Source organism: Klebsiella sp. AqSCr, assembly GCF_008452795.1.
GTDB lineage: Bacteria > Pseudomonadota > Gammaproteobacteria > Enterobacterales > Enterobacteriaceae > Klebsiella > Klebsiella pneumoniae.
On record NZ_MJDM01000005.1, the window covers coordinates 512194 to 533178 of the forward strand.

General features: G+C 56.5%; 22 protein-coding genes and 1 pseudogene. 7 read left to right on the top strand and 16 right to left on the bottom strand.

The features are described 5' to 3' along the window. Positions 1-106: 106 nt before the first annotated feature. From alsE to BHE81_RS06335, 4 genes are read right to left on the bottom strand one after another with little or no spacing between them, the layout of a single operon-like run. Positions 107-787 carry a D-allulose 6-phosphate 3-epimerase gene (alsE, locus tag BHE81_RS06320; RefSeq protein WP_004179925.1) on the bottom strand — a complete coding sequence of 227 codons (681 nt, stop codon included), beginning with the start codon at positions 785-787 and terminating at the stop codon, positions 107-109. A 20-nt stretch (positions 788-807) separates the two neighbouring features. After that, positions 808-2070, bottom strand: coding sequence for a PTS ascorbate transporter subunit IIC (locus tag BHE81_RS06325; RefSeq protein ID WP_004176135.1), 1263 nt, complete (start codon positions 2068-2070; stop codon positions 808-810). Between the two features lie 30 nt (positions 2071-2100). Further along, positions 2101-2367 carry a PTS sugar transporter subunit IIB gene (locus BHE81_RS06330; protein ID WP_004176134.1) on the bottom strand — a complete coding sequence of 89 codons (267 nt, stop codon included), beginning with the start codon at positions 2365-2367 and terminating at the stop codon, positions 2101-2103. A gap of 11 nt (positions 2368-2378) precedes the next feature. Continuing rightward, complete coding sequence (locus BHE81_RS06335) at positions 2379-2816, bottom strand: PTS sugar transporter subunit IIA (protein ID WP_004143637.1); 438 nt, start codon at positions 2814-2816, stop codon at positions 2379-2381. 217 nt (positions 2817-3033) lie between these two features. Here BHE81_RS06335 and BHE81_RS06340 point away from each other — a divergent pair, with 217 nt between their 5' ends. Beyond that, positions 3034-4086: a LacI family DNA-binding transcriptional regulator gene (locus tag BHE81_RS06340; protein ID WP_004151868.1), complete on the top strand. Its 1053-nt coding sequence runs from the start codon at positions 3034-3036 to the stop codon at positions 4084-4086. Between the two features lie 110 nt (positions 4087-4196). Here the strand turns inward: BHE81_RS06340 and BHE81_RS06345 are convergent, their stop codons facing one another. Then, a complete protein-coding gene (locus BHE81_RS06345; protein WP_072145313.1) occupies positions 4197-4415 on the bottom strand; it encodes a hypothetical protein in 219 nt (72 codons plus the stop codon). Positions 4416-4631: 216 nt separating this feature from the next. On the opposite strand from BHE81_RS06345, the gene oxlT reads away from it, so the two are divergent. Next, on the top strand, positions 4632-5930 hold the full coding sequence (oxlT, locus tag BHE81_RS06350) for an oxalate/formate MFS antiporter (RefSeq protein WP_023301918.1): 1299 nt from the start codon (positions 4632-4634) through the stop codon (positions 5928-5930). Positions 5931-5967: 37 nt separating this feature from the next. Here the strand turns inward: oxlT and BHE81_RS06355 are convergent, their stop codons facing one another. From BHE81_RS06355 to BHE81_RS06375, 5 genes and pseudogenes are all read right to left on the bottom strand, one after another. Beyond that, positions 5968-6546 carry a GNAT family N-acetyltransferase gene (locus BHE81_RS06355; protein ID WP_072145299.1) on the bottom strand — a complete coding sequence of 193 codons (579 nt, stop codon included), beginning with the start codon at positions 6544-6546 and terminating at the stop codon, positions 5968-5970. Positions 6547-6576: 30 nt separating this feature from the next. After that, entirely contained in the window at positions 6577-6705 is a 129-nt protein-coding gene (locus BHE81_RS06360; protein ID WP_004176131.1) for a hypothetical protein, read from the bottom strand. Next, positions 6693-7173: pseudogene (locus tag BHE81_RS06365) on the bottom strand (Hcp family type VI secretion system effector). Before BHE81_RS06365 ends, BHE81_RS06360 begins: the two are co-directional and overlap by 13 nt. A gap of 42 nt (positions 7174-7215) precedes the next feature. Then, positions 7216-7404, bottom strand: a complete 189-nt coding sequence (locus tag BHE81_RS06370; RefSeq protein ID WP_024622647.1) for a hypothetical protein — start codon at positions 7402-7404, stop codon at positions 7216-7218. Positions 7405-7406: 2 nt separating this feature from the next. Next, complete coding sequence (locus BHE81_RS06375; RefSeq protein ID WP_023301915.1) at positions 7407-8099, bottom strand: hypothetical protein; 693 nt, start codon at positions 8097-8099, stop codon at positions 7407-7409. Between the two features lie 341 nt (positions 8100-8440). Between BHE81_RS06375 and BHE81_RS06380 the strand changes: the two genes are divergently transcribed. Then, complete coding sequence (locus tag BHE81_RS06380; RefSeq protein WP_023301914.1) at positions 8441-9019, top strand: TetR/AcrR family transcriptional regulator; 579 nt, start codon at positions 8441-8443, stop codon at positions 9017-9019. Here BHE81_RS06380 and BHE81_RS06385 read toward each other — a convergent pair. After that, positions 8995-10095 carry an iron-containing redox enzyme family protein gene (locus BHE81_RS06385; RefSeq protein ID WP_023301913.1) on the bottom strand — a complete coding sequence of 367 codons (1101 nt, stop codon included), beginning with the start codon at positions 10093-10095 and terminating at the stop codon, positions 8995-8997. The genes BHE81_RS06380 and BHE81_RS06385 overlap by 25 nt on opposite strands. Before the next feature lie 201 nt (positions 10096-10296). On the opposite strand from BHE81_RS06385, the gene BHE81_RS06390 reads away from it, so the two are divergent. Next, positions 10297-11211, top strand: coding sequence for a DMT family transporter (locus tag BHE81_RS06390; protein WP_023301912.1), 915 nt, complete (start codon positions 10297-10299; stop codon positions 11209-11211). A gap of 40 nt (positions 11212-11251) precedes the next feature. On the opposite strand, the gene BHE81_RS06395 is transcribed toward BHE81_RS06390, so the two are convergent. Then, positions 11252-12484, bottom strand: coding sequence for an MFS transporter (locus tag BHE81_RS06395; protein WP_004148411.1), 1233 nt, complete (start codon positions 12482-12484; stop codon positions 11252-11254). A gap of 275 nt (positions 12485-12759) precedes the next feature. Here BHE81_RS06395 and BHE81_RS06400 point away from each other — a divergent pair, with 275 nt between their 5' ends. After that, positions 12760-14367: an FAD-NAD(P)-binding protein gene (locus tag BHE81_RS06400; protein WP_023301911.1), complete on the top strand. Its 1608-nt coding sequence runs from the start codon at positions 12760-12762 to the stop codon at positions 14365-14367. A 107-nt stretch (positions 14368-14474) separates the two neighbouring features. After that, positions 14475-15575, top strand: a complete 1101-nt coding sequence (locus tag BHE81_RS06405; RefSeq protein WP_002905225.1) for an NADH:flavin oxidoreductase/NADH oxidase — start codon at positions 14475-14477, stop codon at positions 15573-15575. A 232-nt stretch (positions 15576-15807) separates the two neighbouring features. Here BHE81_RS06405 and BHE81_RS06410 read toward each other — a convergent pair whose 3' ends face one another. Together BHE81_RS06410 and BHE81_RS06415 are read right to left on the bottom strand one after the other, a co-directional pair. Further along, positions 15808-16341, bottom strand: coding sequence for a hypothetical protein (locus BHE81_RS06410; RefSeq protein WP_004179939.1), 534 nt, complete (start codon positions 16339-16341; stop codon positions 15808-15810). A 64-nt stretch (positions 16342-16405) separates the two neighbouring features. After that, positions 16406-17296, bottom strand: a complete 891-nt coding sequence (locus BHE81_RS06415) for a LysR family transcriptional regulator (RefSeq protein ID WP_004218747.1) — start codon at positions 17294-17296, stop codon at positions 16406-16408. A 174-nt stretch (positions 17297-17470) separates the two neighbouring features. Between BHE81_RS06415 and BHE81_RS06420 the strand changes: the two genes are divergently transcribed. Next, positions 17471-18448 carry an NAD(P)H-dependent flavin oxidoreductase gene (locus BHE81_RS06420; RefSeq protein ID WP_021440157.1) on the top strand — a complete coding sequence of 326 codons (978 nt, stop codon included), beginning with the start codon at positions 17471-17473 and terminating at the stop codon, positions 18446-18448. 32 nt (positions 18449-18480) lie between these two features. Here BHE81_RS06420 and hpxK read toward each other — a convergent pair whose 3' ends face one another. Together hpxK and BHE81_RS06430 are read right to left on the bottom strand one after the other, a co-directional pair. Continuing rightward, the gene (gene hpxK, locus BHE81_RS06425; RefSeq protein WP_021440158.1) at positions 18481-19740 is read right to left on the bottom strand and encodes an allantoate amidohydrolase; all 1260 of its coding nucleotides are present in this window, start codon (positions 19738-19740) and stop codon (positions 18481-18483) included. Next, positions 19737-20978, bottom strand: coding sequence for a pyridoxal-phosphate-dependent aminotransferase family protein (locus tag BHE81_RS06430; protein ID WP_004179945.1), 1242 nt, complete (start codon positions 20976-20978; stop codon positions 19737-19739). Before BHE81_RS06430 ends, hpxK begins: the two co-directional genes overlap by 4 nt. Positions 20979-20985: the final 7 nt, after the last annotated feature.

Below are 20985 nucleotides of genomic sequence, written 5' to 3' on the forward strand. Positions count from 1 at the left end.
CATTCATATAGAGTGGTCGTTAAATAACAAACCAGCATCGCTGGCGTGATGCAGATCTTTTAAGGCTTATTCAAATACACACTGTGGTTCGAAGAGAAATAACCCGTTATGCAGCGACAGTTTCCCGCTGGAAGATCTCGATCATTCTGTCCCACGCCTGGCTGACATCCTCATGGAGCGAAAACAGACCCGATGTGCCGACGATAAAGACATCTACCCCGGATTCAGCAATCTGACCGAAGGTTTTCTCATTGCAAGAGCCATCAATTTCCGTCAGATAGTGATAGCCATTATTTTTGCGCATGTTGATGAGCTTTCTAATCTTGTTCAGCGACTCAGGAATAAACTTTTGTCCGGCATAGCCAGGGTCAACCGACATGACCGTCACTTTATCCAGCAGATGCGCATATTCGGCAATGCTTTCTGCCGGTGTCGCCGGGTTCAGCACCACCCCGCACTTTTTGCCCGCATCCTTGATCTGATTCAGCAGGCGGAATATTTTGTTATTCGCCGTCTCGGGATGAAAGCTGATGATATCGGCGCCGGCCTCGAGACACATGGGAATGATATCTTCCGGATGATTCACCATCAGATGAACATCAATGGGCACAGTAGTAATTTTTTTCAGATTCTCAATAAAAAAGGGAGACAGTGTGATATTGCGGACGTAATTGCCATCCATTATATCAACATGGTAAAAATCCGCTTTTTTATTCATTGCCGTGATCTGCTCTTTGAACTGCGTTAAATCCATGCACATCAGTGACGGTGAAAATTTAGCGCTCATAAACCACCTCCGATAAATAGTTAGTTAAACATTGCGATGATATGACCCAGCACGATGCCGACAACGCCAAAGTCTGCGTCTCCAAAGGTTGTGGAGCCCAGTCCCATATCCCCCATCATGGGCAAGAGAATGGCAGGCAGGAACGAAATGAGCAGACCGTGAGCAAAAGCCCCTACCACCGCCCCGCGACGTCCGCCGGTAATGTTGCCGTAAACCCCCGCCGTGGCCCCGCAGAAAAAGTGGGGAACCAGGCCCGGGACGATGACGCTCAAGCCGAACAGCGGGCAGAGGAACATACTGACCAGTCCTGCGACAAAGCTTGCGAGGAAGCCGACGATGACGGCATTCGGAGCGAAGGGAAACACCGTCGGACAGTCCAGCGCCGGCTTCGCGTCTTTAACCAGTTTGTCCGCAATCCCTTTAAACGCCGGGACGATCTCGGCAATCACCATCCGAACCCCGGCGAGGATGATATAAACTCCTGCAGCAAACGTGAGGGACTGAATAATGGCGAAGATAATAAAGTTCTGACCAGCGCTCAGGGTCTCCTCGACAAAGGATTTGCCCGCAACGAGCACCAGCACCAGAAACAGAATCATCATGGTGAGAGAGATGGCCACCGATGAGTCGCGAAGGAAATTGAGCGACTTAGGTACTTTGATCTCTTCAATCGAGGGACTACCTTTACCAATAATTTTGCCCACCAGCGCGGACAGCAGGTAGCCAATAGATCCAAAATGCCCGAGCGCCAGATCGTCGGTGTTGGTTATTTTACGGGTAAACGGCTGCAAGATAGCCGGGGAGATGACCATCATCGCACCGAGAATAACCGCCCCGATGGCCACCACCCATCCCCCTGACAAGCCCCCTACAGACAGGATAACCGCCAGCATCGCAGCCATATAAAGCGTATGATGTCCGGTCAGAAAGATGTACTTTAATGGCGTTAGACGCGCCAGGGCGATATTGATCAGCATGCCCAATACCATAATGGTGGCGGTTTCCGTGCCGTAATTCTTCTGCGCCAGAGCGGCCATGGCATCAGTGTTGGGCACCACGCCCTGAATATGGAAAGAATGTTCAAATAACTGGCTAAAGATGGTTAACGTATAGGCTATAATACCGGCGCCGGCGGTCAATATGACAAAACCCATGATGGTTTTCAGCGTGCCTGAAATAACGTCTGAAATTCCTTTTTTTTGCAACAGCAGACCGATCAGTGAAAATAAACCAACCAGTATCGCCGGTGTTCCTAGCACATCATAAATAAGAAAATGAAGCATGTTTAACTCCACGAATCAGATAGCCGTTGCTTAAATGTTTTCTGCTAAAATTTCTTTAATTTTATTGTTATCAAGTAAATTACTTAATCCAACGACCTTTGCAGAGTGACTGCTAAGATGTTCTGCAATGTCTTTGGCGCTGAGAATAAGATCGGCAGTTTCGCTTTTTGCCGACGTCAGATCGGTATGTGCGACTTCAGCTTCTTTATTCATTTCGGCAAGGATCTTTTTGACATTCATTTCAACGATGAAGCTGCTGCCTAAACCATTACCGCACACGATAAGTACTTTTTTCATTCTGTTTTCCTTCAGTCAATAACGGCCTGAATCGCCTTGCTATCATCGGCATTTAACAATCGGTGTAACTTTTGCTGATCGCTAAAGATTTCAGCCAGTTCACCAATCATCGTGATATGTTCATTTCCGGAACGAGCGCATAGTATGATTACCACGTATACCGGATCGTTCTCTGTCGAGCCGAACGACACCCCTTCTTTAATATGAAGAAGCGATAATCCATTTCTTAATACCCCCTGTTCAGGACGGGCATGAGGCATCGCCAAGCCGGGAGCTAATACGTAATAAGGCCCAAGTTCTTTATGGCTTTGCAAAATCGCCTCAATATACGACCCGGCTATATACCCTTGCATCAGCAAGGGTTCTGCTGCAAGTCGAACGGCATTTTCCCAGCTATCTATTGAGTTAATGACTTTAATTTTATCCGGGGTTAACCAGTCTCTGATCATATGCTCTCCCGAGGGGGTCTATGTGCTGCACTATAAACAGCTAAATAAAATGCAACTGTGATACACCTCCCAAAGTTAGCGCTAACAAAGAAAAATGTTAAAAAGTGCGTTACCGCTAACACTGGCTATAATGTGCTTTCCCCCTCGCTGTGGTAAGTTATAATGCGATTCGCAGATATACTTTCGTTATATTTTATTTTTCAAACGGTTGGTGATTTTGGTGAAGAGTTTAGACGCGGACGGTAGCCCGAAAGAAAAACGACGTAAAGGAACGGGTAAGATAACCCTGACCGAGGTGGCTGAGTTTGTCGGTGTGAGCGCCATGACCGTCTCGCGAGCGCTGAGAATGCCTGAAAAAGTGAATCCTGAGCTTCGCGATCGCATCGATGCGGCCGTCAGTCAACTCGGCTATGTCCCTAATCTGCAGGCACGTAATCTGGCGTCGGTCCATTCCGATCTTATTCTCGCCGTCGTTCCCACCTTCTCTTCGCCGGGTTTTTTGCCGGTCTCTGAAGCGCTGCAAAAAGTGCTGACCGAACGCGGATATACCATGATGTTTATGGAATCCGGGCATGACGGTCAAAGTGAACAAAAGACGTTTGAAAAAATGCTCGCCTATAACCCGGCGGCCATTATTCAGTTCAATATCGATACCATTGAGAGCTGCACCCAGCTGCTGGCCAACGTGGATGTTCCTATTCTGGAAATTGGCGCGCTAAATACCCACCCTGTGGGTATGTGCATCGGCGTGGATTACGGTAAGGCCGTAAAACAGATCGTGACTCATCTGGCCGACGCCTCATTAAAAAACATCGCACTGCTCTGTACCCCGGCTAATAACACAATGTTTCGCCAGTTGCTGAGCGGATGGAATACGGCGATGCTCGCTCTGAACCGCTCCCCGCACCGGGTGGTAACCACGCATTTGCCATCTACCATCGCCACAGGCGTCAATATATTCAAGGATATGATGATTACCTGGGGCGATCTGGATGCGTTAATTTGCACGTCGGATGAAATGGCCTGTGGATGTATGATGGCCTGCCACAGTGCCGGCATTAAGGTGCCCAATACCGTAGCCATTGCGAGTTTAGGCGGAGGAGTGTTATCGACAGTCTGTTCCCCTGCCCTGACAACCGTTGAGTTTCCCTGGCATGACATTGGGGTGAAAGCCGGTAAAGCTCTTCTCGAACTGCTTAACGATAAGCCTGGTGAAAAGTTCATTGAAATTCCGTCAGTGCTCAAAGTCCGGGCCAGTACCGCGGCATGAGTTTAATATAGGGCGATAAGGCTTCCCCTATCTAGTATCTGTGTGTGGTAGCCAGGGTTTCTACCAGGAAGAATGTCTCTCTGCGAGAGTCCATACAATAAATGCCCAGCTCATAAAGCAAAAAATAGTCGGGACAGTAGCGTTTTTTCGCTACTAAGCGGGTAAACCGCCAGCCTCATTTCCCGTTTATCTTGCCAGCCGCCCCAGGCGGTGATTTCGTAGCCTCGACCCGCCTGGGCGGCTTTGCACTGAAGTCCGTCTAGCGCCACTCCAGGATATACGATGTCTCCTACGCCAGTTAGCAGGTAAAGCGCACCGCGATAATTCATTTGCACCGCCCTGGTGCCGCACATTCACCATGCCGCCCCCCGTCAGACATGCCCTCATTACATTAACCAGTTGAATATAAAAAATTATTTTATATGGCACGTTTAATGCTCTTCGCTTGTATACCGCAATGTGGACAAGAACGTATGCCATATGGCCACAACAGGTCGCCAGTCTGCGGTCGCAACCTTCCCCTTTCTGTGAGGCATCCAGGGTGGATGCGTTTCACGGAAGCCTGCTTACTGAAAACGGAGAACAACATGACGACACTCAGCGAACCGTTGGTTACCCCGAAATATGGCAAGTGGCGCCAGCTGGTGCTGGGCCTGATCTGTATGGCCGCCATCTCCAGTCCGCAATATGTCTGGACGCTGTTGACAAAACCCCTGGCCGCCAAACTTGGCGTCGGTCTGCCAGAATTGCAGGTCACCTTCTCGCTGCTGATCATCCTGCAGACCTTCTTTTCCCCTTTTCAGGGGCGGTTAGTGGAAAAATTTGGCCCACGGCGGCTGATCGCTATTGGCACAGTGATGGCGGGAATGAGCTGGGTGCTTTCCGCGCAGGTGAATGGCCTGGCAACGCTCTGGCTGGTTTATGGCTGCATGGGCGGCCTCGGGACCGGGATCGTCTACATCGGCGTTGTCGGCCTGATGGTCAAATGGTTCCCACAGCAGCGGGGATTTGCCGCCGGCGCGGTGGCGGCGGGCTACGGGATGGGGGCCATCATAACCACCTTCCCCATCTCCCTGTCGCTGACCACTAACGGCCTTGAACATACGATGACGACTTTCGGGATCCTTTTCGCCCTCGTCGGCTTCATCGCCAGTCAGGGGCTGAAGCTGCCGCCGCCCGCTGTCTCCCAGCCCGTCAGTCAGACGGTGGCGCAGAGCAGCAGATCGTTTACTTCCCGGGAAATGCTGCGCCAGCCGCTGTTCTGGCTGATGTTCGCCATGATGGCGATGATGTCGACTTCCGGGCTGATGGTCACTTCGCAGATGGCGGTGTTCGCCGAGGATTTCGGCATTAGCCAGGCGGTGGTGTTTGGCATGGCGGCGCTGCCGCTGGCGTTAACGATAGACCGCTTTACCAACGGCTTAACCCGGCCGCTGTTTGGGTTTATTTCCGACCGCTTCGGCCGCGAGCAAACCATGTTTATCGCCTTTGCGCTGGAGGGGGTAGCGATGATGCTCTGGCTGGCGTGCCGGGAAGATCCGCTGCTGTTTGTCCTGCTCTCCGGGGTGGTGTTCTTTGGCTGGGGGGAGATCTTCTCTCTCTTCCCGTCGACACTCACCGATACGTTCGGCAGCGAGCATGCCGCCACCAACTATGGCTGGCTGTATATTTCTCAGGGCATCGGGTCAATCTTCGGTGGCCCGCTGGCGGCACTGCTCTATCAGTACACCCACGGCTGGCATGTAGTCTTCAGCTGCGCTATTGGCCTTGATTTTATCACCGCCGCCCTCGCGCTGTGGGTGCTAAAACCGTGGCGCGCGCGCTTTATCCGCCAGCATAGCTAATCGTCCGCCGGGCAGAAGTGACGGTTCGCCCGTCACTTCACTGATATTCGCTGCGCAGCAGCGCGTACAGGTACTCATCGCCCCACTCGCCTTTAAAAAAGATATTCTGCCGGTAATGCGCCTCGCGACGAAAGCCCAGCCCTTCCAGGAGTTTGATCGCGCCGGTATTGCGTGTGTCTACCACCGCTATCAGCCGGTGATGGGCTAACTGTTCAAAGAGTAAGGCCATCACCGCCCGTATGGCTTCCCGGGCATACCCCTGATGCTGATACGCAGGGGAAAAGGTCATCCCCAGCTCGGCTTGTCTGCCGTGATCTAAGAAGTGGATCCCCACATCTCCCGCCAGCGCACCGTTGGCCTGGATCTCTACGGCAAGCTGGAACCAGCTCTCATCCTCAGCAAAGGCCTGCGAACGCTGTTGTTCATAGAAGGCTGTCGCCTCTGTCATGCCGTAGTGGGTCCAGCTCTGGAAGCGGGCCACCTCCGGCAGATTGCGATAATGGCTGAAAGTCGGCAGATCTTCCGTTCTGAACCGGCGCAGCAGCAGCCGGGGCGTGGTCAGGGGTAACATCATCTCTTCTCTTCTTCTCAATGAGACGGGCAATGGCGGGGCCATCTTAACCTGCGCAGCCTGGCGCTGCCAGGCTCATGGCGGAGCCTCATCCCAGCGATAGATTTTGGTGGTGGCCAGGGTCAGCATGGCGAAATCTTCCGGCGTATCGCCGTAGGCGAAGATCTCCTCGTAATCGGTTAGCTGGGAGTTCAGGCGCAACACCGGTCATTCCATGAGTCACGATAGATAATATTCCCTTCGGTATACTTCCAGGTGATCGCCTCATAACGCAATTCGAGTGTTTCGAGATGGGTACTACTCATCCCACCCGGAGAAAGAAATGGTGCAACCGTGGTAAATTTGACGTTTTCCAGAATGATATTGAAATATTCGGCTTCGATACCTGTTTCCAGAATGCGGTACATCTTGATTGTCGCCTTCTTCATCGTTCGGCCTTCGCAGACGGCTCTGTACAAGAGCGGTGTTGTTTGATCGAACTCTTTTACGATCGTTACAGGTTGATGGATCCGCGTACCGGTTAGTTTTCCCCAGTTTGGATCTACCGGAATAGTTACCCCATGAGAAAAGGATTTTAACTCGATAGAACCCAGGCGCAGTGGCATCAAACAACTGCCGAGAATTGGGGGAGCCATTTTCATCTTCCAGCCATAAATGTGCGGGTATAGACATATTATTTCCTTATAAATTTAATATAAAGTTAAGTTTTCAATGTCAAAATTTTACAAATCGATAAAACATTACAATTACAAATACGAAAAACAGGGGAACAAGCCAGAGAGGCGTCTCTGGAAAAAAGAGCCCTTGTGCCATGGCGAAGAGGATTGTCAATACAGCAGGGCCATAATATGAAATTAACGATCTGAATATTCTTTGCAGCAATCTTTTAATAAGATTCATCATAGCTATCGGATCATCCTGGTAATGATGTCTGCAATACCCTCATTCGAGGCCTGTTGTGCTGTAAACGCCTCAGATTTTAGAAACAATGGTTCTATCAGAAAGTACATCATTTCCAGCTCATGTGCGTAAAGTACCGAATAATACGCAGGTTCGGAAACGCAAAGACGATGTGCACTCTCTGCTGCTTTCTGCACAATACCATATATTCCGATAGCGCCTACCACTCCCCCTGCCCGGCGTCCAGCCAATGCACTAAGTTCAAGATTGAGGTTTATACCTGTAGCGACAAATGAGGCTGTTGCCAAAGCAAATCCAGCGTTGGTCAGTGAGCTTGCGGCAATATGAATGTTAACAGCCATAAGTATTCGCTTTATACGCTCCAGTTCCTCTGAAGCTTTGTCTTTGAATATTTGTTCAAAATATAGCTTGAGCATATCGTATGCAATATTTCCATGTTTAAGGAGATAAATCACACCGTTTTTAAATCGTATGTCTTCGGTTTTTTGTTGCAGGCACACATCCTGGTACTCATCGGTAAAACAGGACGTATAATAAAGCGCACGCTTTGCACCTGCGCCTATGGTTTCAATTTGGTTTGCTACGGCCTTTTCTGCACCCGCTACGGCATGTTCGAGTTTTAACGCAAGAATATTGTTAGCCTGTAAATAACGGACAATTTCATTCTTGTAGTACATAACCATTCCTTGTTAATTATTTATTTTTCCAGGTGTTGTCATCGCTCTTCATGAGCAAGCCCTGAGTCAATCGCTGACTATGAAAGATGGTATTTCCTGGTCAGAATACTGATTATTAACGCGACTCCTCCGTACTTATGCAAAGCGATTTATCGCAGACAAGTATGGTGACTTGTGTATGTCTACGCAATCTTGTTTTTATTGAGGGAACCGACGCCGCATAAACCGCGGCTGATTTACTTTTTGCCCGTCTGGCGGCAAGATCCGGCATAATGCACCGCTGTCGCAGGACGGCCGTGTCACCGGCAATCGTGACAGCGAACCATTCGACAGGAAAACGCATGAAGCCAAAACAAGCGGACATTCTCCGCCACGCCAGCACGCTGTTTAATCGCGAAGGATATCAGTCGCCCAGCATCGAGCGGATTGCTGAACATGCTGGCATCTCCAAAATGACCTTCTACCGCTATTACGCCGATAAAGAGGCGCTCATTCTGGCTATCCTCAAGCAGAAAGAGAGCGAATTTATGCAGGATTTGGCGCAGATCACCGCGGATAAACCCAGCGCGCGGGAAAAGCTGTTTGCCGTGTTCGACTACTACCATCGCTGGTTTACCTGCGAAACGTTCCACGGCTGCATGTTTACCCGCGCGCTGTTTGAATATGGCGCGTCATCGCCGGCGATCCGGGAGCAATGCTCCCGATTTAAGTCGCTCCTCTGGCAGTTCTTCCGCGATATCCTCCTGCAGGTGTTAAAACCAGAGCCTGCCGAGCGGGTCGCCATGATGATGGTGATGCTCATCGATGGCGCTATCGCCGCCCAGCAGGCCGAGTCCGCCGAATGTCGGGAGATCCCGCCGGGGATGACCGCCTGGAGCGCGGCCAAAGCGCTTATTTACTCAGAAGGCGGTACGCTGTGAGATGATAAGCTGCCGCCCAGCGACTGCAGGGCCGCCAGCAGACAATCATAGTAATCGTTGCAGGTTTGCAGACGCAGCGCGGCGCCAAAGAAGACCTCCTCCATCGCCGCCGGATGTTTTTTGCCAATCGGCACAATCACATTGTTCAGCCAGCCATCCGCATGACCGATGTCGACCGTGATATGTTCGGCATAGTAATGCACGTCGCGCTCGGAAAGCCCAATCCGCCGACAGCCCGCCACCAGTTTTTCATACTGCGGTGGGTCGAGCAGCTCGGTCATCGCCATCACGCCCAGCGATTTGTAGTAATGCTGACGGTTTACGCCGCCCAGCATAAAGGCGTTATACCCTGCCAGCCCCTGCCACTCGTACAAATGGGCAAAATGATTGTCCGGTAAGGCGATATTTCGCCGCTTCAGTAAATCCTTATACAGATTAACGTGGGTGATCTCGGTGCTGCCCTGGCCTATCTCATCCCACAGATTTTGCGCAATCTCAGCGCGGGTTTCCGGCAGCGAGCCCACCAGCCCCATCGCCACCAGATCGAAGAAAAGCAGATTGAGGGCGCTGTCGCTTTTGAAGAAATAGTCGATTTGCGCCGCAGAGGCCTCGCTGGCAAGGAAATCGAACAGCGGATGATGAGACGCCGGGTGCTGCTGGCATAAGGCGCGCAGTTCGTCGACGATATTGCCGGCGTTAAGCATTGGTCTCTGGTAGTGGAAGCGTTTGCTTTCCGCCCGCAGCCACTCAGACTCGATGTAATTTCTGATCCCGGAAAGCAGCGGATGAAACTGATTGGCAGCCGCTGGCGAGAGCGGGTCGGCAAGCCAGGACTGATAGAGAATGAACAGCGCGTTGTGCGCACGCTTTTTGGCCTGTGGATCGTCAGCGGAGAAGGCGCGGATGCAGGTATTCTCAGTGAGATGCCAGGCTCTGTCGGCCACCAGCGGGTTGGCCGTCAGCTTCAGCGACAGCGCGTTGCTGTGCAGAAGCTGGTCAATTAACTCATCCAGCGCCAGCCTGGCCATCACCGCGGTCTGGTCGCTTCCAATCACCCCATTATCTGTGTTACGCATGATTTATCCCTGTGAAATACATGGCTACTATACGGTATAGTACCGTCCATAATGCGGCAACGTAAATTTCACACGCGTTGTCAATTTACTGTTTATTAAAGAATTTAAATTAATACAATAAAAACCACTAAAATATTATTGATATTATAAAAACAATAACATTACCATTCAGTACAGTGACAAACGACACAAGGAATCATCATGCCTTATCTGTTACTGACGCTGGCGGCTCTGTTCTGGGGCGGGAATTATGTTGTCGGGCACGTGCTGGTGCAGGGCGTGGATCCGATCCTGATGACCGAAGCGCGCTGGGCGCTGACGGCGCTGCTGCTGGGCCTGCTCTACCGACGGCAAATCGCCGGCAGTCGCCGCCTGCTGCGGGCAAACGCGCCAGCGGTGGTGGTGCTAACCCTCTGCGGCCAGGTCAGTTTCCCGCTCACGCTCTATATTGGCCTGCAAACCACCTCCGCGCTCAACGCCGCCATCTATATGTCCGCCACGCCGAGCATGGTACTGTTGATTAACCGACTATTTTTCCGCGATCCGGTATCAGGGCGTAACTGGCTCGGAGTGGCTTTTAGCACCCTCGGCGTGATGATCCTCTTATTTCAGGGAAATCCGCTGCACGCCGCCTCTCTGCACACCTTTGCCATCGGCGACCTGTGGGCGATGGGGTCGGCGCTGAGCTGGGCGCTCTACTGTTCGCTGTTACGTCTGAAGGACCGCCGAATCCCGGCGAATGGCTTTGTCGCCGTCAGCTCGCTGCTCGGCGCCCTGATCCTGCTGCCAATCGTCATCTTCTGGCTGATGCGCCACCCGGCGCAGGACTGGGCAGCCTGGCGCGAGCCGTTTTTCCTCAGCGGCCTGGCGTATCTGGTAATTTTCCCATCGTGGCTGGCCTATTTGTTCTGGAACAAAGGTATCGCCACCATTGGCGCCACGCGGGGCGAAATTTACACCCACATCATCCCCCTCTCCGGCGGGGTGTTGAGCATCCTCTTCCTGCATACCCAGCCGCATGCCTGGCATCTGTTTAGCGCGCTGTTCATCATGGTGGGGATTGTCATTTGCTCGCTGGAGAAACGCCAGGCGGCGTCTATTCGTCTGCGTGACTAATGTATGCGACCGGGCGCCTGGCCACGCCCGGTCACAAAAGTTAACGGCTGGTGGAGAGCGGCTGGTGATGTCCCGCTCCTGCGGATTGGATCACCCGGCCTTCGCGACCAAAAAAGGTCAGGACGGTAATGACAATCGCCACCGTCCCGGCCACCAGGGCCATTGCCAGGCCGTAGTTATGCCCATGATGCTGGGCGATTGATGCCTGGAGAGTGGCATTCACCGAAGCCAGCAAATTACCCAGCTGGTAGACGAAGCCGGGCAGCACCGCCCGGGTGTTGGCCGGGACCAGTTCATTGAGCCAGGTGGGGATCACCCCCCAGGCCCCCTGGACCATAAACTGCATCAGGAACGCCCCCGCCCCCAGCGCCAGCGAGCCGCTGGCGAAAGCCCACAGTGGAATGACCGGCAGCGCCAGCAGGGCGGCGATCATAATCGCTTTGCGTCGGCCAATCTTCTCCGACAGCGAACCGAAGAACACTCCACCAATGATCGAGGCGATGTTATAGCAGACCGCGATGATGCTGACCGTTTTAGGCTCGAAGCCGTGCTGAACTTTCAAAAAGACCGGGTAAAGATCCTGCGTCCCGTGGGAGAAGAAGTTGAAAGCCGCCATCAGCACCACCAGGTACAGGCACAGCTTCCAGTGGCTACGCAGTACCGGCAGCAGGGCCGTACTCTCTTTATTCTGCCTGGCCGCCTGCCAAACCGGAGACTCCTCGACGCAGAAATAGATAAACGGCAGCAGCAGCACCGGCGCGGCGCCAATGACAAACATCCCGCGCCAGCCGAGTTGTTCAAACAGCAGCCCGTAGGCGACGGCCGCCAGCAAATAGCCGAAGGGGTATCCCGCCTGGAACAGGCCGGACATCAGGCCGCGCGAGCGGTCGGGGATCGTCTCCATCGCCAGCGAAGAGGCCACGCCCCAGATCCCGCCCATCGCCACGCCGTACAGCACCCGCAGCAGGAAAAACAGCATCAACGACGGCGCGGCGGCGGAGAGCAGCTCAAAAGCCGAGAAGAACACAATGTTGAGCATCAGGATTGGTTTGCGACCAAACTTCTCCGCCGCCCTGCCGAAAATTAGCGCGCCGACGGGCCGCACGGCCAGAGTCAGCAGAATCGCCAGGGTGACCTCCTCAAGGTCGACATGAAACGAGTGGGCGATATCGCTCAGTAAAAAAACTAACAGGAAAAAGTCGAAAGCATCGAGCGTCCAGCTTAAAAAACTGGCTATCGCCGCATTACGCTGTCGTGAGGTCCAGCCGTGCATCTTGTCATCCCTATCCCGACGGCATTGCCGGGAGTGTGCGCGGCGTCCAGCAGAGCGAGCTGGGGTCACCGCTTGTGTAAATTGTTTGTATAGAAAGTTGCTCTTTTGTTAATTACACCCCTTTTACGACAATCGGCAAGTTTATTAGCATGCTAATTTGTTTCAAATTGCGTGTTCCCCTCACCGGTTCGGCAATTTTCGACCAGAATTAAAACCAGGTTCGCTTAAGCGAAGCGTCATCAATGCCGCATCTGCCCACAGGAAGGGAGAGAATCATGAAGAGAATTGCCATCGTCGGCGTGGGGCCGACGGGGATTTACACCTTTTATGAACTGGTGAAGCGCGGTGAGCCGCTGGCCATCACCTTGTTTGAAAAAGAGGCGCAGGCCGGGGTGGGTATGCCCTACAGTGACGATAATACCGCGGCGCAAATGCTGGCCAATATTGCCAGCATTGAGATCCCCCCCATCGACCTGACCTACCTGCAATGGCTGCAGCAGAAAAGCGATGACTGGCTGGCGGCGCGCGGGCTTGAACGGCACGCCCTGCATGAGCGCCAGTTTCTGCCGCGGGTTATCCTCGGCGAATACTATCGCGACCGTTTTCTGTACCTCGTTGAGCGGGCCCGGGACGTCGGCTTTGTGATTAGCGTTTGTGAATCCTGTGAAGTCACGGATATTGCGGTTCAGCCCACCGGGATCGCCATCCACACCGATAGTGCAGCAGACCCGGTAATTGTCGACCTGGTGGCGATTGCCACCGGCCATCTGTGGCCTGAAGAAGAGCGCGCCAGCCGACAGTACTTCCCCAGCCCGTGGACCGGCCTGATGGAGGCCCGCATTGCCCCCTGCCGGGTGGGGATCCTTGGGACTTCATTAAGCGCGATTGATGCCGCCGTGGCGGTAGTGGCCCGCCACGGCGTTTTCCATACCGAGGACGACAAAACGACCCATTTTTCCCTTCATCCAGGCAGCGAAGCGCTGGAGATCACCCTGATGTCACGCCACGGCGTGCTGCCGGAGGCCGATTTTTACTGCCCGATCCCGTGGGAGCCGCTGGAGATTGCCACTCCCGCCGCCCTCGAAGCGGCCATTGCGGAGGGTAGCGACGCTCTGTTAGATCGGATTTTTGAGCTGATCGTTAAAGAGCTGGAATATGCTGCCCCCGACTGGAGCGAGGCGATCGGGCTTCGTCAGCTGACGCCTGACAGTATCGCCGACGCCTGGTTTGCCGACCGCCTCACCCATGACCCCTTTCAGTGGGCGCAGCGCAATCTGCAGGAGGTGGAGCGCAATAAGCGCGAACACCACACGGTGCCCTGGCGCTATGCCATTCTGCGCCTGCATGAGGCGATTGAAACCGTGGTGCCGCAGTTCAACGATGCGGACAGCCGTCGCTTCCGCCAGGGCCTCGCCCGGGTATTTATCGATAACTACGCCGCCATTCCGCCGGAGTCCATACGTCGGCTGCTGGCCCTGCACCGGGCTGGCATTCTGCGGATCCTGACGCTGGGCGAAGATTATGAGCTGCAGCGGGAGCCTGACCGGACGCTGATTGTTCATCATCGTCAGCGCTGCGAATTCGATGTCTTTATCGATGCCCGCGGACAAAAGGCGCTGAAAACCCGGGATCTGCCCTTCCCTTCACTGCGCCAGCAGCTGCTGGCCTGCGGCGACGACATTCCGGACGTTGGTGATGACTACACGCTGCAGGCGCCGGAGACAGTGCGCGGTCGGGTCGCCTTCGGCGCCCTTCCCTGGCTGATGCACGATCGCCCCTTTGTGCAGGGGCTGACGGCCAGCGCCGAGATTGGCAGCGCAATGGCCCGCGCCGTGTCGCAGCAGGCCGCCGGCCGACGGCGCCGTCTCTGGTATATCGAATAGCGGAGCGCTTAAGCGCAATATCCGAATACTGGGGGGGGGAACAGGCGTGCTATAAACAGCAACTGTCCGTCCCCTGCACGACCACGTTTAACATTTACGAGGTATTCATGAGTCATCTTTTTAGCGCGACGCGAATTGGTCAACTCACCCTTGATAACCGTATCGTTATCGCCCCGATGTGTCAGTACTCCGCCGACGAGGGTAAGGCGACCTCCTGGCACCGGATCCATCTTGGCCAACTGGCTTTCTCCGGCGCCGGCCTGTTAATTCTGGAAGCCACGGCGGTAGAGCCTGCGGGGCGTATCTCCCCGGGGGATCTGGGGCTGTGGGATGATGAAACCGAAAACGCCCTGCGCGGCGTAGTCGAAGATATTCGGGCCTGGTCGCCGATCCGTCTGGGGATCCAGCTGGGTCATGCCGGACGCAAGGCATCCTGCGCCGCCCCGTGGCAGGGAGGCCATCAGCTGGCGCTCAACGATGGTGGCTGGCAGACCGTCGCCCCTTCCGCCGTGGCGTTTCACGATGGCGATCGCGCTCCCGCTGAACTGAGCCATGCCGATCTGGCGCGCATCAAAGCGGCCTTCGTCGCCAGCGCGCTGCGCGCCCAGCGGCTGGGCTTTGAGCTGATTGAACTGCACGCCGCCCACGGCTATCTGCTGCACCAGTTTCTCTCGCCGCTCAGCAACCAGCGCCGCGACGAGTACGGCGGTTCGCTGGAGAACCGAATGCGCTATCCGCTGGAAGTCTTTAAGGCGATCCGCGAGGCAGTGGGCAACACCATGGCGGTGGGCGTCAGGCTGTCGGCTACCGACTGGGTCGAAGGCGGCTGGGACTGCGAGCAGTCCATTAAGTTTAGCCAGCAGCTGGAAACGCTGGGCAGTGACTATATTCACGTCTCCAGCGGCGGTTTGTCGCCGCAGCAGGCGATCACCGTTGGGCCGGGATACCAGTTGCCTTTCGCCCGCGATATTCGCCAGCAGGTAGCCATCCCGGTGATTGGCGTGGGGCTGATCACCGACCCGCAGCAGGCGGAAGCGGCGCTGGAGAATGGCGATGCCGACCTGATCGCCCTCGCCCGCGCGGTACTCTACGATCCGCACTGGCCGTGGCACGCAGCGGCCAGCCTTGGCGCCCAGGTCCGTGTGCCGTCGCAGTATTTGCGCTCGGAGCCGCACGGCCTGAAAGGCACCCTGCTGCCAAACCGTTGAACCCACGGCGGGCATAAAAAAGGGGTATCGTAAGATACCCCTGAGCAGGATGTTATTGCGGTCCATGTGCCGGGCGGCGGCGACGCCTTGCCCGGCCTACAAAAGGGTGATACACGGTCATTGCGCAGCCAACCCGCCCCCTGCGTAGGCCCGCGCAAGCGCAGCCCGCCGGGCAATCTATCAGGCTCCGCTCCCTATATTTCCGGGCGGCGGGTCAGACAAACACCGCGAGTTACTGCTGTGCGGCAGGCGGCGCGGCGTTCTGTTTATCCTTCGCGATACTGTCCTGGATGGCTTTGGTTTTGCTCGCCGCTTCAGCCGAGAGCTGATTGGCGTCACCGATGGCGTTGTCTTTGATCTGACCCGCCTCTTTGACTATGCGGTCACTTTCCTGCTTTGCGTTCTGCTTCACCGCATCGGCCTGGGCTTTCGCCTGCTGGGCGATGGCGTCCGCCTTCTTGTCCGCCTCGGCCTTGATGGCGCTGGCCTGATCCTTCAGGCGATCGGCCTCGGCGTCAGCCTGGCTTTTCAGCGTATCGATTTGCTTATCCGCATCCTGTTTAATTGCCTGCGCTTTATCCGCCGCGGCATCCTTCATCTGCTCCGCATTATCTTTAGCCTTATCCAGTTTGTTATCAACTTTCGACGCATCGTCGCAGCCAAACAGGGTCAGGCACAGGGCGGAAGCGAGTAGTGTTTTATTCCAGAGTTTCATCAGCATTCCCTTACAGGTTAAGTCGTTATCCAGCTTTGTGATTCGTTGCATTAATAGCATTCACATTTTATATATAAACGCTCAGCCGATAGAGTCAAGGCGACAGCGCCGATTGTCAGTCCAGGGTCGCTACCAGCCCCTGCAGCCAGTCGGCAAAGACCCGAACCTTATGCGAGAGATGCCGGTGCGGATAGAGCAGCGACAACGGTCGACGCGGCGCCGGAAAGTCCGGCAAAACTTCCACCAGTTGCCCGCTGTCGATATAAGGTTGCAAAAAGAAACGCATCCCCTGCAGCATCCCCAGCCCCGCCAGCCCGGCAGCAGTAAAGACTTCAGAGTTGTCCAGCACCAGTTTACCGGGAATGGCGATCTGCCTGATGCCCTCCGGGGTCTGGAATCGCCAGGGCATAATCTGCCGGCTGCTGCTGTTCACCCAGTTCACCGCCAGATGCGACTGCAGGTCCTCCAGCGTCGCGGGCGCCCCATAGCGCGCCAGATAGCCCGGACTGGCGCAGGTGGTTAACGCCACCTCCCCCAGTGAACGCGCCACATAGTCGCCATCCTCAAGATCCCCCACCCGCAGCAGGCAATCCAGACCATCGCGCAGCATATCCCGGCGTACGTCGGAGCTGCTGAGGACAATCTCCACCTCCGGATGGGCCTGATAAAAATCCGGCAGGTGCGGGATCACCAGCAGCCGGGCAAAGGCGATCGGCATATCAACGCGCAGCTGACCGCGGATCGGCCGGTCCGGCGCGAACGACTCCAGCAGATCGTCGGCCTGGGAGAGCAACGGTTTACTGCGACGATAAAACTCTTCCCCCTCCGGCGTAAGATACAGACGCCGGGTGGTGCGCTGCAGCAGCCGGACCCCGCTCTCCTGCTCCAGCTGCTGCAGTGCTTTGGTCACCGCCGGTCGGTGGATCTGCAAATTTTCCGCCGCCTGGGCAAAGCTGCCGGCATCGACGATTTCAATAAAAATTTTAATATTTTCAAACAGATTCATTTGCATGATGGCCCGCCTCCCACCTCTTCATCAGTTCACATTATTACTAATTTAATAATAGTGATGAAAGTTTTTGCTCATTTTTTAAAACAATAAAGACGCCTACACTGCCCTCATTGCCGCATCGCTGGGGCGAACAAATTTATAACTTATTAACATACAAGGAAAAATAGCATGCAACCTAACCGCGTCGCCCGCATTCTGGGTATTGAAAAACCGGTGGTCCAGGGGCCCCTCTCCTGGCTAACCGATGCTCGTCTGGTGGCGGCCGTCGGCAACGCCGGTGGGCTTGGCGTGCTGGGCCCGAACGCCGGACTGACGGCGGCAACCGCCGTCTCCACCCCGGAGGCCACCGCCGCGAAAATGCGCGAAGAGATCCGCAAAACCAAACAGCTGACGGAGAAACCCTTTGGCGTCAACCTGATCCCGACGGCGGAAAATGACATCTGGACGCCGGCGATCCTCCCGGTGATCAAAGAGGAAGGGGTTAAGGTGGTGGTCTACACCGGCTACGGCGACGGTTCGTTAAAACCGGCGCTGTTCGACGAACTGAAAGCCGCCGGGATCACCATTATCTATCGTGACATCAACCCGACGCCGGAGAACAGCCGCCGCGCGGAGCAGGCCGGAGCGGATATTATTGTCGCCACCGGCTTTGACGAAGGCGGCACGCTGCCGGGTACCGCCCTCGGGACCTTCACCATCGTCCCGCTGATCGTTGACGCGGTACAGCGGGTTCCGGTGATGGCCGCCGGAGGGATCACCGACGCCCGGGGCGCGCGCGCCGTTCATGCCCTGGGGGCGGAGGGCGTCTTCGCCGGTTCGGTATTTATCAGCACCATCGAAAGCCGGGTTCCCGACTCGGTGAAAGCGAAAATTGTGGCCGCCAACGGTCTGGATCTGCGCCTGTTCCGTACTCTGCCGGACTACTACCGCGCGCTGCCCGGCAAACTGAGCGACACACTGGTGGCCATGGACCGGGCCGGCGCCTCCAGGACCGAGCTGGCCCAGGCGATGGGTGGTCTGCGCGGGATGCGGCTGGGCATGCTGGAGGGGAATACCGATGAGGGATATATCTCGGTGGGCGCGGGGATCGGCAACATCCATGCCATCACCTCCGTCGCCGAGGTGGTCAACCAGCTGGCGGTGTAAAGCCGCCAGCCGGGGCACGGTGACCGGCGCGATCAGGCGTCGGCCACCTTCTCTACCGCCCGGGAGAAAGCGTCGATAGCCAGCCCGACGTCGGCGGCGGTGACCGACTCCGCCGGGTGATGGCTGACGCCCCCCAGGCAACGCACAAACAGCATCGCCGATGGCCAGCGCTCGGCGATGGCGATAGCATCATGCCCTGCGCCGCTCGGCAGCGTCAGGGAACGCCCCTGCACCGCCACCACCGCCTCGCTCAGCACCGCCTGCAGGTGACTGTCGCAGGCGGTGGCGGCGATGCGATAATACTCCTCGGCGGCGAAACTCAGCTGGCGGCGCCCGGCAATGGCCTGCGCCTGCCCCAGCAGTTCCTCCAGCAGCGCCGTCAGCGGCGCATCCTGCGGGCCGCGAATATCCAGCGTCAGCTGCACCTCGCCCGGTATCACGTTTACCGCGCCCGGCGCACAGCGCAGGGTGCCGACCGTCGCCACCAGGTTACCGCCGCGCTGCCGGGTCAGGTTTTCCACCTGCATCATCCATTCCGCCGCCGCGGCGAGGGCGTCCTTGCGATGAAGCATCGGCACCGTGCCGGCATGGCCAGCTTCGCCGGTAAAACGGCAGTTCAGCCGTCTGGCGCCGTTAATCGCCTCCACCACGCCGAGCGCCAGCCCCGCCTGCTCCAGGCACGGCCCCTGCTCGATATGCAGTTCCAGATAGGCGGCGATATCCCGCGGGTGACGGGCCGCGTGGGCGATCCGCGCCGGATCGAGTCCGGCATTCACCAGCGCCTGGGCGACGCTCACCCCGTCGGTATCGCACTGTGACAGCCAGCTTTCAGGCCAGGTGCCGGTGACGCCGCGACTGCCGAGCAGGGTGATGCCAAAGCGGGTGCCCTCTTCATCGCCAAAGCCGACGATCTCAATTGCCTTCGCCAGCCGTCGCCCCTGCTGATGCAGACGCTGGACCACCTCAATCGCCGCCAGCACGCCGAGCATGCCGTCGTAGCGCCCGGCGTTGCGCACGGTGTCGAGATGAGAGCCCAGCAGCACCGCCGGCGCGCCCTCCTGCACGCCTTCATAGCGACCGCAGATATTACCGACGCTGTCCTGCCATACCATCATGCCGGCGGCCTGCATCCACTGGCCCACCAGCTGGTTGGCCTGCAGATGTTCGGGCGACAGATAGACCCGGGTCAGGGCATCGGCGGTTTCGCTGAGGGCGGCCAGCCGATCGGCACGCGCCATCACCCGGCTGGCGGCCGCCTCTCTCTCCGCCTGCTGGCGGACGGTGTCACTCATAGGGTGGCCTCGGTGCGGTAGTGATCCCAGGCCGCCTGCATCGCCGCGCCCTGGGTGGTGGTGAACCTGAGGTAGTTCAGGACCGCTTCCAGCGCGCTGAGCGTCTGCATCACGCAGTCTTTACGCGCGTTATAGCCCATGGTGCCAATGCGCCAGACTTTACCGTGCAGCGGACCAAACGAGGTGCCAATTTCAATGCCGAAATCTTCCAGCATCAGTTTGCGTACCTGATCGCCGTTGACCCCGTTGGGGATCACCACCCCCAGCACGTTATTCATTTTGTGCCGCAGGTCGCCAAAGGTCTCGAGCCCCATCGCCTGGATGCCCTTCAGCAGCGCATCGCCGTGCAGTTTGTGGCGGGCGATGCCGTTGTCGAGTCCCTCCTGGAGGATCAGGCGCGCGCACTCCCGGGCGGCGAACAGCGCCGAGGTCGCTTCGGTATGGTGGTTAAGGCGCTCCGGCCCCCAGTAATCCATCACCATGCCGAGATCGAAATAGTTGGAGTAGATCATCTCGTCGACGCCATCGTGATGGGCATCGGTGCGGATCCCCTGCTCAATGCAGCGGCGGCGGCGGATGACCTCTTCCATCCGCGGGCTGAGGGTGATGGGCGAGGTGCCGGAAGGACCGCCCAGGCACTTCTGCATCCCGGCGGACACGGCGTCCAGCTGCCAGGCGTCGGTTTCCAGCGGGTTACCGCCGAGCGACGCGGTGGCGTCGGTATAGAACAGCACATCGTGACGACGGCAAATCTCTCCCAGCTCCGCCAGCGGCTGCAGCATGGTGGTGGAGGTATCGCCCTGCACGGTGAGCAGCAGGCGCGGCCGCACGCGCTTGATCGCATCCTCAACCTGATCCGGCGTAAAGACCTCACCCCACGGCACCTCGATGGTGTGCACCTCTGCCCGGCAGCGACGCGCGATCTCGCACAGCAGATGACCAAACCGGCCGAACACCGGCACCAGCACCTTGTCACCGGGACGGATCGCCGACAGCAGAATCGCTTCGATCCCGGCGCGCGAGGTGCCGTCGACCAACATCGTCCAGCGATTTTCGGTGCGAAACACGCCGCGGTAGAGCGCCATGACTTCATTCATGTAGTGGGTCATCGCCGGATCGTACTGGCCAACCAGCTGGCTCGACATGGCGCGCAGCACGCGCGGGTCGGCATTGATCGGCCCCGGCCCCATCAGCAGGCGCTGCGGCGGGTTAATTTGCGAAAACTGAGTGATATCCATCTGCCAT